The following is a 15,284-nucleotide window of genomic DNA, read 5'->3' on the forward strand; positions in this document are numbered from 1 at the left end:
CACCGACCAGGACCGGCTGCGCGTGCCGCTCGCGGACCGGACACGAGCGGGGACGGGGAACTGCCACCGTTAGGGTGGGGGCACCCCGTCCCCGCTCGCCTGAGGAGTTCCGTGCGCCGCCAGCACCACTGGTCGTCCGTCGTCGTCGCCGTGGTGCTCGCACTGACCACCACGGCCTGCTCGGAGCTGCCGGAGCGCCGCGAGTCGTCCGCGAACACCGAGGTCACGGTTTCCGGCATGATCGGGGACCCGCCCGTCGTCGAGTTCCAGCAGCCCCTGAGCGTCCCCGAGGAGCGCGGCGTGGTCGTCGTCCCGGGGACGGGCGCGGAGATCGTCGAGGGACAGGACGTCCTGCTCAACATGTACGCGCTCGACGGGCGCGACGCGACCGTGCTCCAGAACACCTACACCGACGCCCCGACCTCCCTGGTCCTGACGGACGCGGAGGCCGGGTCGGAGATCGTCGACCTCCTGGTCGGGCAGCGCGTCGGGGCGCGCGTGATGTACCTCGAGGAGGCGAACGACGTCCCCCTGGTCCTCGTCATCGACGTGCTCCCGACCCGTGCCTCTGGCGAGGAGATCCCCGCGGTCGAGGGGCTGCCCGGGGTGGTGCTCGACGAGGACGGCGCGCCCACGGTGACGATCCCCGCGGACACCGCCCCTCCGGGGGACCTGGTCGTCCAGCCGCTGGTCCGGGGCGGCGGGGTCCAGGTCGAGGCCGGGCAGGTGATCACGGTCCGCTTCACGGGGGTCGCCTGGTCGTCGGGCGAGGTCTTCGACTCGAACTGGGTCGAGGGCACCAAGCCGGCGTCGACCATGATCGGCATCGGGCAGATCATCGAGGGGTGGGAGCGCGGGCTCCTGGAGCAGAGCGTCGGCAGCCAGGTCCTGCTCGTCGTCCCGCCCGAGCTCGCCTACGCGGGGACGGGGCGGGCCTACGCGGACGAGACGCTCGTGTACGTGGTGGACATCCTGGACGCGCACTTCCCGGTCATCGACGAGACGCCGGGCCAAGAAACGGAAGGTCAGTAGCTCATGTCGGTCACGGTCCGTGTCATCCCTTGCCTGGACGTCGACGCAGGACGCGTCGTGAAGGGCGTCAACTTCGAGAACCTGCGCGACGCGGGCGACCCGGTCGAGCTCGCGGCGCGCTACGACGCGGAGGGGGCCGACGAGATCACGTTCCTCGACGTCTCGGCCTCGTCGGGCAACCGGGAGACCACCTACGACGTGGTGCGCCGCACGGCGGAGCAGGTCTTCGTGCCGCTCACGGTCGGCGGGGGCGTGCGCACGACCGACGACGTCGACAAGCTGCTGCGTGCGGGGGCGGACAAGGTCGGGGTCAACACCGCGGCGATCGCGCGCCCCGAGCTCGTCGCGGAGATCGCCGACCGGTTCGGCAGCCAGGTCCTGGTGCTCTCGGTCGACGCGCGGCGCGTCACCGGCGAGGTGCGGACGCCGTCGGGCTTCGAGGTCACGACGCACGGCGGGCGCCGGGGGACCGGGATCGACGCTGTCGAGTGGGCCGTGCGCGCGGCGGAGCTGGGCGCGGGCGAGATCCTGCTGAACTCGATGGACGCCGACGGCACGACCGGCGGCTTCGACCTGGAGATGTTCGGCGCGGTGCGTTCGGAGGTGACGGTCCCGCTCGTCGCGAGCGGTGGAGCGGGCACCCCGGAGCACTTCGCGCAGGCCGCGCACGCCGGCGCGGACGCCGTCCTGGCCGCGAGCGTGTTCCACTTCCGGACCCTGACGATCGGTGACGTCAAGGCGCACATGCGCGAGGCCGGCCTGCTGGTCCGCTGAGACCGTGACTTCCTGAGCGTTGCCCGACGGCGGCGCGCGCCTCAGCGTTGCCCGACGGCGGCGCGCGCCTCAGCGCGGCCCGGGCACCGCCGTGCCGAGCGCCTCGACGTCGGCCGCGTCGCCCTGGAACGTGACCCCGGCGTGGCGCCCGCGGCCGAACGCGTGGAGCACGAGCTCGCCCACCTGGCCCGTCACGACGACGGTGCCGTGGAGGCGGCCGTCCTCGGCCGGACGCGACGGGGGCGCCTTGACCGCCAGGCGCTGCCCGCCGGGGACGACGAGCACGACCCCCACGGGGGATCGGCGGAAGAACAGCGGCGCCGCGCGGCGGAGCTGGGTCCAGAGCGCGTCCCGCAGGCCGGGCGGCAGGTCGCGGGCGCGCCCGTCCGAGGGGTTCGTGCCGCTGGCGTCCGTCCCGGAGTCACCCGGCCCCGCGTCCCACGTGCCGCGTCGCGCGTCCTCGGTGTGCACGAAGTACTCGGCGAGGTTGACGAGGTCCCCGGCCCAGGACCACGGGCTCCAGGCGGCGGGCGGCTGCTCGACGCGGGCCAGGAGCGCTGCGTACCCGCCGGGCTCGAGCGCGGTCGCGGCGAGCTCCTGGAGGTGGCGATCGGACCAGCCGTGCAGCGGCCCGCCGTTCGCACCGGCCTGCGTCCAGGGCTGGTGCTCGCGCAGGATCATGTGTGCCGCGAGGTGGCGCGTGCGCCATCCCTCGCAGAGGGTCGGGGCGTCGGGGCCTGCCTGGGTGAGGGCGTGGACGAGAGCGGCTCGCTCGTGGGCGTGCCAGGCGGTGGGCTGCATCCGGCCATGCTCGCACGAGCACGCCGTGTCCCGTGTGAGAAGATCGTGCCAACCCCCACGAAAGACGAGGATCGTCCGTGTCCGCGCGACGGAGCACCCCCACGAACACCACGCCCCGGCCCCAGGACGCGCGCACCGACGCTGCGCCCGGCCGGTCGGAGCCCACCCACCCGCACTCCGGCGCACCCGCAGGGTCAACCGGGCAGGCAGCGTCCCCTGCGCCCGCACCGTCGTCGGCGTCGAGCACGCGCCGCCACGCCCTGACCGGGTCGCGCACGCGACGCTCGCTCCAGCTCATGGGGCGCGGCATGCGGTCCGAGTGGCGCATCTACATCCTCGCGATCGGGGCCTCCGCGCTGTTCGGGGCGACGACCGTGGGCATCAGCCTCGCGGTCGGCCGGGTCACCGACGAGGTCGTCGTCCCGGCCCTCGCGGGGGACACCGACGCCAGGGGCGACCTGTGGCTCGCGGGGCTCGTGCTGGTGGGCATCGCCGTGACGCTCGCGCTCACGGTCGCGGGGCGGCGCATCTTCGCGGGCTACGGCTACGCGAACATCCAGGCGAGGCACCGCACGGCCGTCACGCACCAGTACCTGCGCCTGCCCATGTCGTGGCACCGGAGCCATCCGGCCGGGCAGCTCCTGTCGAACGCCAACTCGGACGTCGAGGCCGCGACGGGTGTGTTCAACCCGTTGCCCTTCGCCCTGGGCGTCGTCGTGATGATCGGTGTGTCCGCGGTCATGCTGTTCCGTATCGACGTGTGGCTCGCGTGCGCCGCGCTGATCGTCATCCCGGTCGCGGTCGCGGTCAACGTCGTCTTCCAGAAGTACATGTCGCCCGCGATCACGCACGCGCAACAGCTGCGTGCCGAGGTCTCCGACGTCGCGCACGAGAGCTTCGAGGCCGCGCTGCTGGTCAAGTCGCTGGGCACCGAGGCACGCGAGGAGCGGCGCTTCGCGGCGCGCACCGACGAACTGCGCGCTGCCAACGTCCGCGTGGGCGTGGTCCGCGCGTTCTTCGACCCGGTCATCGAGCTCCTGCCCTCGCTCGGCACGCTCCTGGTCCTGGGGGTCGGAGCCGCCCGCGTGTCGGCCGGCGCGGTCGACACGGGCGAGATCGTGACGGCGGCGTACCTGCTGACGATCATGGCCGTCCCGGTCCGTGCGTTCGGGTGGGTCCTGGGTGAGCTGCCGCGCGCGCTCGTCGGCTACGAGCGCATCGCGAGCGTGCTCGACGCCCCGGGTATCCCGGTCGCGGGCGCGCAGCGCCTGCCTGCCGCGACGCGGGGCGCGCACGTGCGCTTCGAGGACGTGGGCGTCGACGTCCGCGCGGGTGGTCGTGACGTGACCCTGCTCGACGGCGTCGAGCTCGACCTGGCGCCCGGGCGCACGATCGCGGTCGTCGGACCGACGGGCGCTGGCAAGACCACGCTGGTGTCCCTGCTCGCCCGCCTCTCGGACCCCACGCGTGGCCGGGTCCTGATCGACGGTGTCGACGTGCGCGGCGCGCTCGCGGCCGACCTCACGCGTCAGGTCGCTCTCGTCGCGCAGTCCACGTTCATCTTCGAGGACACGGTCCGCTCCAACGTGACGCTCGCGGACGAGGGCGTCGGCCCGACCGACGAGCAGGTGTGGGACGCGCTGCGCCTGGCCAAGGTCGACGACGTCGTCTCGCGCCTGCCCGGCGGCCTCGACTCGCCGCTGGGCGAGCGGGGCTCGAACCTGTCGGGCGGGCAGCGCCAGCGGCTAGCGATCGCGCGCGCCCTGGTGCGGTCCCCGCGACTGCTGGTCCTCGACGACGCGACCTCCGCCGTCGACCCGCGCGTCGAGCAGCAGATCCTCGCCGGGCTGCGGGGCGACGGCCCGACGGGCGCGGCCACGGCAGGCCCGACGGCGGAGCACCCCACGGTCGTCATGGTCGCCTACCGCATGTCGAGCGTCGCGCTCGCGGACCAGGTGGTCCACGTCGAGTCGGGCCGGGTCGTCGACGTCGGGACGCACGACGAGCTGCTCGCTCGCGACGCCGGCTACCGCGACCTGGCCATGGCCTACCAGCGCGAGGCCGAGCGCCGCGCGGAGGCCGACGAGCTCGACGGCGACCTGCCGGTCGGGCGCGAGGAGCACGACCGGGGGGACGAGCAGCGCGAGGAGATCGAACGCTGCGAGCAGGAGGAGACCGACGAGATCGTGCGTCACGCCGAGGAAGGGACGGTGACCGAGTGAGCACCGCGACCACCACCGAGCCCCGCGAGCGTCGCCGCCGGGGCCGCACCACGAAGCCCGAGGTCGTCGTCGAGGACGCGACCGGCGCACGGATCGCCTCGGCGAGCTCGCTGGGCGTGTTCGCGACGCTGCGCAAGGGCGTCCAGATGTCCCCGGAGATCCTCCAGGGCGTGTGGATCACCCTGCTCCTGGCCGTCGCGGCAGCGCTGGGGCGCATCGTCGTCCCGATCGCGGTCCAGCAGACCGTCGACAGCGGCATCATGGCCCCTGGCGGACCCGACACGAACCGCGTGACGCTGCTCGTGGGGCTCGCGGCCCTCGTCCTGGTGGTCGCGGGCCTGTGCTCGGCGCTCGTCAACGTGCGCCTGTTCCGTTCGACCGAGGCCGGGCTCGCGAGCCTGCGCGTGCGCGCGTTCCGGCACGTGCACGACCTGTCGGTCCTCACGCAGAGCACCGAGCGGCGCGGGGCCCTGGTCTCGCGCGTCACGAGCGACGTCGACACCATCTCGCTGTTCGTCCAGTGGGGCGGCATCATGCTGCTCGTCTCGGTGCTGCAGATCGGTGCCGCCACGATCCTCATGGCGTTCTACTCGTGGCAGCTCACGCTGCTCGTGTGGGCGTGCTTCGTGCCGCTCTTCCTGATCCTGCGTCCCGCCCAGAAGCACGTGAACGCCGCGTACACCGCGCTGCGCGAGCGGGTCGGCGCGATGCTCGGCGCCATCTCGGAGTCGGTCGTGGGCGCCGAGACGATCCGCGCGTACGGCGTCGGGGAGCGTACCGGGCGTCGCGTCGACGTGGCCGTCGAGAGCACGCGCACGGGCATGGTCCGAGCGCAGAAGCTCGTCTCGACGGTCTTCTCGAGCGGCGTGCTCGTGGCGAACCTGGTCCTGGCCGTCGTCGTGGTCGTGGGCACCCTCCTGGGCATCGACGGGTCGATCACCGCGGGCAAGCTCCTCGCGTTCCTGTTCCTCGTCCAGCTCTTCACGGGGCCCGTGCAGATGGCGACCGAGATCCTCAACGAGCTTCAGAACGCGGTCGCGGGCTGGCGCCGGGTCCTCGCGGTCGTCGAGACCCCGATCCAGGTCGTCGACAAGGGGGAGCAGGGCGTGCGCTCGCCGCGCGGGCCGGCCCACGTGACCCTGGAGGACGTGCGCTTCGCCTACCCGGACGGCCCCGAGGTCCTGCACGGCGTGGACCTGGACTTCCCGGCCCGCACGTCCGTCGCGGTCGTCGGCGCCACGGGGTCGGGCAAGACCACGATCGCCAAGCTCGTGACGCGCCTCATGGACCCGACGTCGGGCGCCGTCCGGCTCGACGGCGTGGACCTGCGCGACCTGTCGGCCGCGAGCCTGCGCGAGCGCGTGGTCCTCGTGCCCCAGGAGGGCTTCCTGTTCGACGGGACGCTCGCCGAGAACATCGCGTACGGCGTGCGGGACGCGTCCGAGCCCGGAGGCCGGCCGACGGGGGAGGCCTCCGCGCAGGCCGCCACCCGGCACGCCGGGCGCATCGACGCGGCGGTCGCCGAGCTCGGCCTGACCGACTGGGTCGCGGACCTTCCGCACGGGCTGGGCTCCGCCGTCGGGCAGCGGGGTGAGGCGCTGTCCGCGGGGGAGCGGCAGCTCGTCGCGATCACGCGCGCCTACCTGGCCGAGGCCGACCTGCTCGTGCTGGACGAGGCGACCTCGGCCGTGGACCCCGCGACCGAGGTGCGCATCGCGCGCGCCCTCGACTCGCTCACGGCCGGTCGCAGCACCATCACGATCGCGCACCGGCTCTCGACCGCCGAGGCCGCCGACCTCGTGGTCGTGGTCGACGCGGGGCACGTGGTCGAGGTCGGCCCGCACGCCGAGCTCGCGGCCGCGGGCGGCGTCTACGCGTCGATGCACGCGTCCTGGGTCGCGCAGACCCGATGAGCACCGGGGAGGTCGGTGGGACGGCCGAGGCGCGGACCGCGGACGAGGGGACCCGGGGGATCTGGCAGGATTCTCGGGTGCCCCAGAACGCAGCCCCGACCGCAGACCAACCCGTCCCTGCGGACAAGATCTCCGGCGAGACGTCCGCCGCCGCTCCCGCTGCGCTGCCCGCGACCCTCGCCGCGCGCCTCAAGCGCGACGTCGACGGCCTCGTCGCGGCGATCGTCCAGCAGCACGACACCGGTGAGGTGCTCATGCTCGGCTGGATGGACGACGAGGCGCTGCGTCGCACCCTGACGTCGGGCCGGGTCACGTTCTGGTCGCGCTCCCGGCAGGAGTACTGGCGCAAGGGCGACACGTCGGGCCACGCGCAGTGGGTCAAGTCCGTCGCGATCGACTGCGACGGCGACGCGCTGCTCGTCCGCGCGGACCAGGTCGGCGCAGCGTGCCACACGGGTGCCCGCACCTGCTTCGAGGCGGGCGGGGACCTGGGCGCCGTCGTCGGGACCCGCCCCGAGACCGAGACCTCCGAGGAGAAGACGCAGTGACCGGACCGACCCCCGTGACCAGCCCGCCCGTCCCCGTGGTGCCCGCCGCGGGCCTGCCGTGGGGCGAGACCTGGCCCACGGTCGAGGGGTTCCGCGCGCTCGCGTCGTCGCGCCGCGTGGTCCCGGTGGTCCGCCGCCTCCTGGCCGACGACGTCACGCCCGTGGGCCTGTACCGCACCCTCGCGCAGGGACGCCCGGGCACGTTCGTCCTGGAGTCCGCCGAGGTCGACGGGTCCTGGGCGCGCTACTCGTTCGTGGGCGTGGCCTCGCGCGCGACCCTGACCGCGCGCGACGGCCAGGCCGTGTGGACGGGCGACGTCCCCGCGGGCGTCCCGACGTCCGGGGACGTCGTCGACGTGCTCGAACGGACGCTCGACGCGCTGCGCACCCCCGCGATCGACGGTCTGCCGCCCCTCACGGGTGGGCTCGCGGGCGCCCTGGGGTGGGACGTCGTCCGCCACTGGGAGCCCACGTTGCCCGCGAACGCGCCCGACGAGCTGGGCGTCCCCGAGGTCACGCTGTGCCTCGCGACCGACCTCGCGGTCGTGGACCACCGCGAGGGCAGCGTGTGGCTCGTGGCCAACGCCATCAACTTCGACGACACCGACGAGCGCGTCGACGAGGCCTACGCCGACGCCGTGGCGCGCCTCGACCGGATGCAGGGCGAGCTCGTCGCCGGCACCGGCCGCGGGTCCACGACCGCGGTCGTGGCGGACGTCCCCGAGCCCGAGCTCGAGTTCCGCTCGACGCGCGAGGAGTTCGAGGACGCCGTGCTCGCGGGCAAGGAAGCGATCCGCGAGGGCGAGGTCTTCCAGATCGTCATCTCCCAGCGGCTCGACCTCGACTGCCCGGCCCCACCGCTCGACGTCTACCGGGCCCTGCGGACCATCAACCCGAGCCCGTACATGTACTACTTCCAGCTCACGGACGCCGACGGGGCGGACTTCGCCGTGGTCGGGTCGAGCCCCGAGACGCTCGTCAAGGTCGACGACGGGCACGTGGTCACGTTCCCCATCGCGGGATCGCGGCCGCGTGGCACGACGCCCGAGCAGGACGTCGCGCTGGGGGAGGAGCTGCTGGCCGACCCCAAGGAGCGGGCCGAGCACATCATGCTCGTCGACCTCTCGCGCAACGACCTCGTGAAGGTCTGCGACCCGGCCTCGGTCGAGGTCGTCGAGTTCATGGCCACCAAGCGGTTCAGCCACATCATGCACCTGTGCTCGACCGTCGTCGGGACGCTGCGCGAGGGCGCACGGGCGCTCGACGTGCTCCGCGCCACGTTCCCCGCGGGCACGCTCTCGGGAGCGCCCAAGCCGCGCGCGATCGCCCTGATCGACGAGCTGGAACCCGCCTCGCGCGGCATCTACGGCGGGACCGTGGGCTACTTCGACTTCGACGGCAACATGGACATGGCCATCGCGATCCGCACGGCCCTGATCCGCGACGGACGCGCGAGCGTCCAGGCGGGCGGCGGGATCGTCGCCGACTCGGTGCCTGCGCTGGAGTACGAGGAGTCGCGCAACAAGGCGGCCGCCGCGGTGCGCGCCGTCCAGCTCGCCGCGCGCCTGCGGAGCCTGTCGTGACCGCGGCGTCCGGGGCCGCAGGAGGAGCAGGAGCCGGGACCGGTGGTCCCTCCGCGGCCGCCCGGCAGCCGCGTTCGTGGCGCCTGGCGCGTCGCAGCGCGATCCTCCTGCTGCTCGTGCTCGGCGGCGGCGCCCTCGCGGCCGCCGCACCCACCTGGCTGCGCACCACGGGGGCCACGCCCCTGGACCCTGACGTCCTGGTCCACGTCGCCGGCACCTCGGCCGCGCCGGGCGTCGGCGCGGGGGCGCTGGTCGTCGTGGCCAGCGCGCTGGCCCTCGGTCTCGTCGGTCGGATCGGTCGCTGGCTCGTGCTCCTGGTCACCGCAGCGAGCGGGGTCGTCGTCGCGGCGTCGGCCGCCGCGATCCTGCGCGACCCCACGCAGGCCGCCCGGACGGCGGTCGCCGAGGCGACCGGCGTGACGGACATGACGAGCGACATCGTCCTGACGCCGTGGCCCTACGTCGCCTGCGCGGTGGGCGTGCTCGTGGTCCTGGTGGCCCTCTGGACCGCCGTCTCGTCGCCGTCGTGGGGGCGTGTCTCCAACCGCCACGAGATCGTCCGCCCCGGGAGCGCGTCGTCGGGCACGACGGACCGCCCGGAGGCTTCGTCGACCGCGTCTGCGGGCGCCACGGCGGACGACGCCGCCGACCCCTCGGAGGGTGACGAGCCGGACGAGCAGGAGACGTGGGACTCGCTGACCCGCGGCGAGGACCCCACCGACCGCTGAACATCACGTCCTGCCAGCAGGAACAGACCGACCCGCGTCCGATAGGCTGGGCGCACATCTTGACGAAAGGCACATCCCCATGGCCGAGAAGCCGCAGACCACCGAGATCTCCTACCTGCCGCCGTCGGCACCTCCCACGAACCACGGGCACACCGTCGCGGCCTGGTTCACCATGATCGGCATCATCGTGGGCGCGGTCGTCGCAGGTGTCGCCGTCGCGATGGCCCAGGTGTGGCTCTTCTGGGTCGGCATGGTCGTCGTCGCCCTCGCCCTCGTCGGCGGTGGCGTGCTGCGCAACATGGGGTACGGCCAGCCGAAGCCCGGGGTCGCGCCCCGGACGACGACGCAGCACTGACCCCCGGGCGAGAGCCCGGACGTGCCTCCACGCGCCGCGCACCATCTCCGGTGCGTGGCGCGTGCCGTACCACCGGCAGCAGACCCGGCATCGCCCGGGCCGCGCAGCCGTCTCGTAGAGAGCAGGTCGCACCATGAGCTACCCACCCACCCCCCCGAACGACCCCTACCGCCCCGAGGGCGAGCAGCCCGGTGGCGAGCCGGTGGAGCCGCACGCCCCGGGGCAGACGCCCCCACCGGCTCCCGGGCACCCCGGCTACCCGACCTACCCCGGGCAGCCTGCGCAGCCCGGGTCGCCCTACGCGACGCCGACGGGGCAGCCTGCCCCGGGGCCGGTGCCCGGCGGCGAGCAGGGCGGGTACTCGTACCCGCCGCCCGTGCAGCCGCCCTACGGCGCACCCGCGCAGGCCCCGTACGGAGCCTCGCCGTACCCCGCTCCGGGGGGCTACGGCTACTTCCCCCGCAACGACCTGGGCATCTGGGCCCTCGTGCTGGGCATCGCGTCGTTCGTGCTGTCCTGCGGGTTCCTCACGGGCATCCCCGCCATCATCGTCGGCACGAAGGCCAAGCGCGCGGTCGAGGCCGGCGAGGCGAACAACGGCGGGCTCGCGCAGGCGGGTGTCATCCTCGGCTGGGTCGCGTCGGCGCTGTCGGTGCTCGTGATCGTCTTCTTCGTGATCGCGCTGGCGTTCGGGCTGGCGAACGCCGAGTTCGACTCGACGTACTACTGACGAGACCGACGAGCGGTGCGGGACGAGCGGGGAGCGCGGCGATGACGAGACCACCGGTGTCACCGGCTCCGTCGACGACGGCTCTCGCCGAGGCAGGCCGGCCGAGCAGGAGCGCCCTGCGCACGTCCCTCGCGGTCGGGGCGGGCGTGGCGGCAGGCACCGTCCTCCTCGCTCTCGTGGACCCGCACCAGGGTGGCTACCCGCTGTGCCCGCTGCTCGCCCTCACCGGGTGGGCGTGCCCTGCGTGCGGGGGCCTGCGCGCGACGCACGACCTCGCGACGGGAGACCTCGCGGGGGCGTGGGCCATGAACCCGCTCTGGGTGCTGGTCGTGCCGTTCCTCGTCGTCGCCTGGGCCCTGTGGGTCCGGCGGGCGTGGCGAGGCACGACCGCGAGGGCGGTCCCGCCGTGGGTCGGGGTCGTCGGGCTCGTGGTCCTCGTCGGGTTCGGGATCGCGCGGAACGTCCCCGTGATGGCACCGTTCCTGGGCCCGGTCTGAGGTCCTGGCAGGGGTGCGGGGCACGTCTCGCGGGGTGACACGTGTCCCTGGTCACTCTCGGGCGGCTCTACGATGGCAGGTATCTCCCTGTCAATGGTTCGCGGAGAGATGCTGCGGGTGACCCGTCACGGTCCCCGCGCACACGCGCGAGCCTCAGGTGGCACGGAGTCGACGACGAGCACGGGGAGATATCACATGACGGTTCTGGAGGACATCGTCGCGGGAGTCCGCGAGGACCTTGCGGAGCGCCAGGCGAGGACGACCCTGGACGAGCTGAAGGAGCGCGCCTCGCGTGTGCACGGGGCGCTCGACTGCATCAGCCGCCTCAAGGCCGAGGACGCCGTCGCCGTGATCGCCGAGGTCAAGCGTTCGAGCCCCAGCAAGGGCGACCTGGCGGCGATCGCCGACCCCGCGTCGCTCGCCTCGGAGTACGAGAAGGGCGGCGCTGCCGTCATCTCGGTGCTCACCGAGCAGCGGCGCTTCAACGGCAGCCTCGCGGACCTCGACGCCGTGCGGGGAAAGGTCGATATCCCGGTCCTGCGCAAGGACTTCGTCGTCACTCCCTACCAGGTCTGGGAAGCCCGCGCGCACGGGGCGGACCTCGTCCTGCTCATCGTCGCGGCCCTCGAGCAGACGGTCCTGACGTCGCTCGTCGAGCGGGTCCACTCGCTCGGCATGACGGCCCTCGTCGAGGTGCACACGCTCGACGAGGTCTCGCGCGCGATCGACGCCGGTGCCCGTGTCATCGGCGTCAACGCTCGCGACCTCAAGACGCTCGAGGTCGACCGCACGACCTTCGCCCGGCTCGCTCCGGCGATCCCCGACGAGTACGTGCGCATCGCGGAGTCCGGGGTGCGCGGACCGCACGACGTCATGGACTACGCCCGCTCCGGCGCGCACGCCGTCCTCGTGGGCGAGGCCCTCGTCACGGACGCCGCGCCCCGTGCGTCGGTCGCCGACCTCGTCGCGGCGGGCTCGCACCCGTCCCTGTGGTCCGTCCGACACTGAGCAAGCCCCCGACACCCCCAGATCCCGTACCGAGGAGGTCAGGCCGCGTGCCCGACGCAACACGTTCCCTGCAGGACCAGCAGGGCCCCTACTTCGGGGACTTCGGCGGACGCTTCGTCCCGGAGGCCCTGATCGCCGCTCTCGACGAGCTCGAGGCCGAGTACCGCAAGGCCGTCGTCGACCCGACCTTCCAGGAGGAGCTGGCCCGGCTGCACCGCGAGTACACCGGGCGCCCCAACCCCCTCACGGAGGTGCCCCGCTTCGCGGAGCACGCCGGGGGTGCGCGCGTCTTCCTCAAGCGCGAGGACCTCAACCACACCGGCTCGCACAAGATCAACAACGTGCTCGGCCAGGCGCTGCTCGTCAAGCGCATGGGCAAGAAGCGTGTCATCGCGGAGACCGGCGCAGGGCAGCACGGAGTGGCCACGGCGACCGCCGCGGCGCTCATGGACCTCGAGTGCGTCGTCTACATGGGCGAGGAGGACACCGAGCGCCAGGCGCTGAACGTCGCGCGCATGCGCCTGCTCGGTGCGACGGTCGTCCCGGTCACGATCGGCTCGCGCACCCTCAAGGACGCGATCAACGAGGCGCTGCGCGACTGGGTCGCCAACGTCGACACCACGCACTACCTGCTGGGCACCGTCACCGGGCCGCACCCGTTCCCGGAGATGGTCCGCGACTTCCACCGCATCATCGGTGAGGAGGCGCGCGCACAGATCCTCGACCGGATCGGTCGCCTGCCCGACGCGCTCGCCGCGTGCGTGGGCGGGGGGTCGAACGCGCTGGGCCTGTTCAACGCGTTCCTCGACGACGAGGACGTCGCGCTCTACGGCTTCGAGGCCGGGGGAGAGGGCGTCCCGACCGGCAAGCACGCCGCCCGGTTCAGCGGTGGCGCCCCGGGCGTGCTGCACGGCGCACGCTCCTACCTCATGCAGGACGAGGACGGGCAGACGCTTCCCAGCCACTCGATCTCCGCAGGGCTCGACTACCCGAGCGTCGGGCCGGCCCACTCGTGGCTCCACGACCTGGGCCGGGCGACGTACGAGCCCGTGACCGACGTCGAGGCCATGGAGGCCTTCCGCCTCCTGTGCCGCACCGAGGGCATCATCCCCGCGATCGAGTCGGCGCACGCGCTGGCCGGTGCGCTGCGGATCGGCCGCGAGGCGCAGGCCGCGGGCAAGGAGGACACCGTGATCCTGGTGAACCTCTCGGGCCGCGGGGACAAGGACGTCGCGACCGCGGCGCGGTGGTTCGACCTGATCGACGCGGACACCGTGGTCGACGGCGAAGGGAGCAGCCTGTGAGCGGGACCGTCGGGGGCGTCCGCGCCCCCCACGCGACGTCGGCGCGGATCGACGAGCTGGCGGCGGAGGGGCGTGCCGCGCTCATCGGCTACCTGCCGGTCGGCTACCCGAGCGTCGAGGGGACGGTCCAGGCCGCCACGGCGCTGGTCGAGTCCGGGGTCGACATCATCGAGCTCGGCCTGCCGTACACGGACCCCGTCATGGACGGACCGGTCATCCAGCGCGCGGTGGAGCACGCGCTCGCGGGCGGCACGCGCGTGCGTGACGTCTTCACCGCGGTCGAGGCCGTGGCCGCGCTCGGGGTCCCCGTGCTCGTCATGACCTACTGGAACCCCGTGCTGCGTTACGGCGTCGAGGCCTTCGCCCGCGACCTGGCTGCCGCCGGGGGAGCCGGGCTCATCACGGCCGACCTCATCCCGGACGAGGCCGGCGAGTGGATCGCCGCCGCGGACGCGCACGGCCTCGACAAGGTGTTCCTCGTCGCGCCGAGCTCGACCCCCGAGCGCCTGCGCCTGACGGCGGCCGCGTCGCGCGGCTTCGTCTACGCAGCCTCGACCATGGGTGTGACCGGAGTCCGCGCCGAGGTCGGCAGCAGGGCCGAGGAGCTGGTCGCCGCGACCCGCGCCGCGGGGGGCGAGCACGTGTGCGTGGGGCTCGGCGTCTCGACGGCCGCGCAGGCCGCGCAGGTCGGTCGCTACGCCGACGGCGTGATCGTCGGCTCGGCCTTCGTCCGTCCGCTCCTCGGTGACGAGCCGTGGGACGAGCGCCTCGAGAACCTGCGCGCTGTCACCCGCGACCTGGCGGAGGGGGTCCGCACGGCTCGCACCGCCGACGGGACCACCGGGCAGGTGACGGCGTGAACGGGCTGGTCTCCGCCGTCGGGCCCGTGGTCGCCTCGATCCCCAGCCCCTCCGAGCACACCTGGTACATCGGCCCCTTCCCGCTGCGCGCCTACGCGCTCGCCATCCTCGCGGGCATCGCCGTCGCGGTGTGGCTCACGCGCAAGCGGTGGGTCGAGCGTGGTGGCGACGCCGACGACGTCCTCGAGATCGCGTTCTGGGCCGTGCCCTTCGGGATCGTGGGCGGGCGCCTGTACCACGTCATCTCCTCTCCCGACGCGTACTGGGGCCCGGACGGCGACCCCCTCAAGGCCCTGCGCATCTGGGACGGAGGCCTCGGGATCTGGGGCGCGATCGCCCTGGGGGCCGTGGGCGCCTACATCGGGTGCCGCCGCCAGAAGGTGAGCTTCCCGGCGTTCGCGGACGCGCTCGCCCCGGGCCTCCTGCTCGCCCAGGCGATCGGGCGGCTGGGCAACTGGTTCAACCAGGAGCTCTTCGGCAGCCCGACCACGCTCCCGTGGGGGCTCGAGGTCGACCCGAGCATCGCCGACTACGTGTGCAGCAACGCAGGCCTGACCTGTGGGGCCGGGACGCTGTTCCACCCGACCTTCCTCTACGAGATGCTGTGGAACGTCGCGGCGGCCTTCCTGCTCATGTACCTCGACCGTCGCTTCAGGCTGGGTCACGGTCGGGTATTCTGGCTGTACGTTCTCTTCTACACGCTTGGCCGCGTGTGGATCGAGATGCTACGCATCGACGACGCCGAGCTGGTGCTCGGTCTCCGACTGAACGTCTGGACCTCCATCCTGGTCGGAGTCGGTGCGTTGATAGCGTTTATCGTTGTCGGGCGCCGAAACCCAGGGCGCGAAGAGACAGTATCGCTCGATGCTGCGGAGCCCGAGCAGGCAGATGCTGCCAGACCCGACCCAGGTCGCTGAAGCATCCGTCTT

Annotated in this window: 15 protein-coding genes; 14 read left to right on the forward strand and 1 reads right to left on the reverse strand. The window is 73.4% G+C overall.

Translation table 11 applies throughout. The features are described from left to right. Window positions 1–111 precede the first annotated feature (111 nt). Together ACZDYF_RS16805 and hisF are read left to right on the forward strand one after the other, a co-directional pair. Complete coding sequence (locus ACZDYF_RS16805; protein ID WP_475059952.1) at window positions 112–1,032, forward strand: FKBP-type peptidyl-prolyl cis-trans isomerase; 921 nt, start codon at window positions 112–114, stop codon at window positions 1,030–1,032. A 3-nt stretch (window positions 1,033–1,035) separates the two neighbouring features. Then, window positions 1,036–1,806, forward strand: coding sequence for an imidazole glycerol phosphate synthase subunit HisF (gene hisF, locus ACZDYF_RS16810; RefSeq protein ID WP_191791291.1), 771 nt, complete (start codon window positions 1,036–1,038; stop codon window positions 1,804–1,806). A gap of 69 nt (window positions 1,807–1,875) precedes the next feature. Here hisF and ACZDYF_RS16815 read toward each other — a convergent pair whose 3' ends face one another. Continuing rightward, on the reverse strand, window positions 1,876–2,607 hold the full coding sequence (locus ACZDYF_RS16815) for a TIGR03085 family metal-binding protein (protein WP_475059958.1): 732 nt from the start codon (window positions 2,605–2,607) through the stop codon (window positions 1,876–1,878). 296 nt (window positions 2,608–2,903) lie between these two features. On the opposite strand from ACZDYF_RS16815, the gene ACZDYF_RS16820 reads away from it, so the two are divergent. The 12 genes from ACZDYF_RS16820 to lgt all read left to right on the forward strand — a co-directional run bounded on the left by ACZDYF_RS16820 (window position 2,904) and on the right by lgt (window position 15,272). Beyond that, the gene (locus tag ACZDYF_RS16820) at window positions 2,904–4,829 is read left to right on the forward strand and encodes an ABC transporter ATP-binding protein (protein ID WP_475060031.1); all 1,926 of its coding nucleotides are present in this window, start codon (window positions 2,904–2,906) and stop codon (window positions 4,827–4,829) included. Between the two features lie 146 nt (window positions 4,830–4,975). Continuing rightward, window positions 4,976–6,742 (forward strand): ABC transporter ATP-binding protein, encoded by a 1,767-nt coding sequence (locus tag ACZDYF_RS16825; protein ID WP_475060034.1) that lies wholly within the window; start codon window positions 4,976–4,978, stop codon window positions 6,740–6,742. Between the two features lie 128 nt (window positions 6,743–6,870). Beyond that, window positions 6,871–7,290, forward strand: a complete 420-nt coding sequence (gene hisI / locus ACZDYF_RS16830; RefSeq protein ID WP_475060040.1) for a phosphoribosyl-AMP cyclohydrolase — start codon at window positions 6,871–6,873, stop codon at window positions 7,288–7,290. Window positions 7,291–7,304: 14 nt separating this feature from the next. Beyond that, window positions 7,305–8,873 carry an anthranilate synthase component I gene (locus tag ACZDYF_RS16835; RefSeq protein WP_475060048.1) on the forward strand — a complete coding sequence of 523 codons (1,569 nt, stop codon included), beginning with the start codon at window positions 7,305–7,307 and terminating at the stop codon, window positions 8,871–8,873. Next, window positions 8,870–9,601 (forward strand): Trp biosynthesis-associated membrane protein, encoded by a 732-nt coding sequence (locus ACZDYF_RS16840; protein ID WP_475059962.1) that lies wholly within the window; start codon window positions 8,870–8,872, stop codon window positions 9,599–9,601. Before ACZDYF_RS16835 ends, ACZDYF_RS16840 begins: the two co-directional genes overlap by 4 nt. A 79-nt stretch (window positions 9,602–9,680) precedes the next feature. Then, window positions 9,681–9,956, forward strand: a complete 276-nt coding sequence (locus ACZDYF_RS16845) for an HGxxPAAW family protein (RefSeq protein ID WP_191791288.1) — start codon at window positions 9,681–9,683, stop codon at window positions 9,954–9,956. 133 nt (window positions 9,957–10,089) lie between these two features. Next, complete coding sequence (locus ACZDYF_RS16850; RefSeq protein WP_191791287.1) at window positions 10,090–10,686, forward strand: DUF4190 domain-containing protein; 597 nt, start codon at window positions 10,090–10,092, stop codon at window positions 10,684–10,686. A 41-nt stretch (window positions 10,687–10,727) separates the two neighbouring features. After that, on the forward strand, window positions 10,728–11,183 hold the full coding sequence (locus ACZDYF_RS16855) for a DUF2752 domain-containing protein (RefSeq protein ID WP_191791286.1): 456 nt from the start codon (window positions 10,728–10,730) through the stop codon (window positions 11,181–11,183). 195 nt (window positions 11,184–11,378) lie between these two features. Then, window positions 11,379–12,191, forward strand: coding sequence for an indole-3-glycerol phosphate synthase TrpC (gene trpC / locus ACZDYF_RS16860; RefSeq protein ID WP_191791285.1), 813 nt, complete (start codon window positions 11,379–11,381; stop codon window positions 12,189–12,191). A 47-nt stretch (window positions 12,192–12,238) separates the two neighbouring features. Next, window positions 12,239–13,495, forward strand: coding sequence for a tryptophan synthase subunit beta (trpB, locus tag ACZDYF_RS16865; RefSeq protein WP_191791284.1), 1,257 nt, complete (start codon window positions 12,239–12,241; stop codon window positions 13,493–13,495). Continuing rightward, window positions 13,492–14,355: a tryptophan synthase subunit alpha gene (trpA, locus tag ACZDYF_RS16870; protein ID WP_475059971.1), complete on the forward strand. Its 864-nt coding sequence runs from the start codon at window positions 13,492–13,494 to the stop codon at window positions 14,353–14,355. Before trpB ends, trpA begins: the two co-directional genes overlap by 4 nt. A gap of 5 nt (window positions 14,356–14,360) precedes the next feature. Next, window positions 14,361–15,272 (forward strand): prolipoprotein diacylglyceryl transferase, encoded by a 912-nt coding sequence (gene lgt, locus ACZDYF_RS16875; RefSeq protein ID WP_225227231.1) that lies wholly within the window; start codon window positions 14,361–14,363, stop codon window positions 15,270–15,272. Window positions 15,273–15,284: the final 12 nt, after the last annotated feature.

The sequence above is a fragment of the Oerskovia sp. PE-21s genome, from assembly GCF_056158145.1.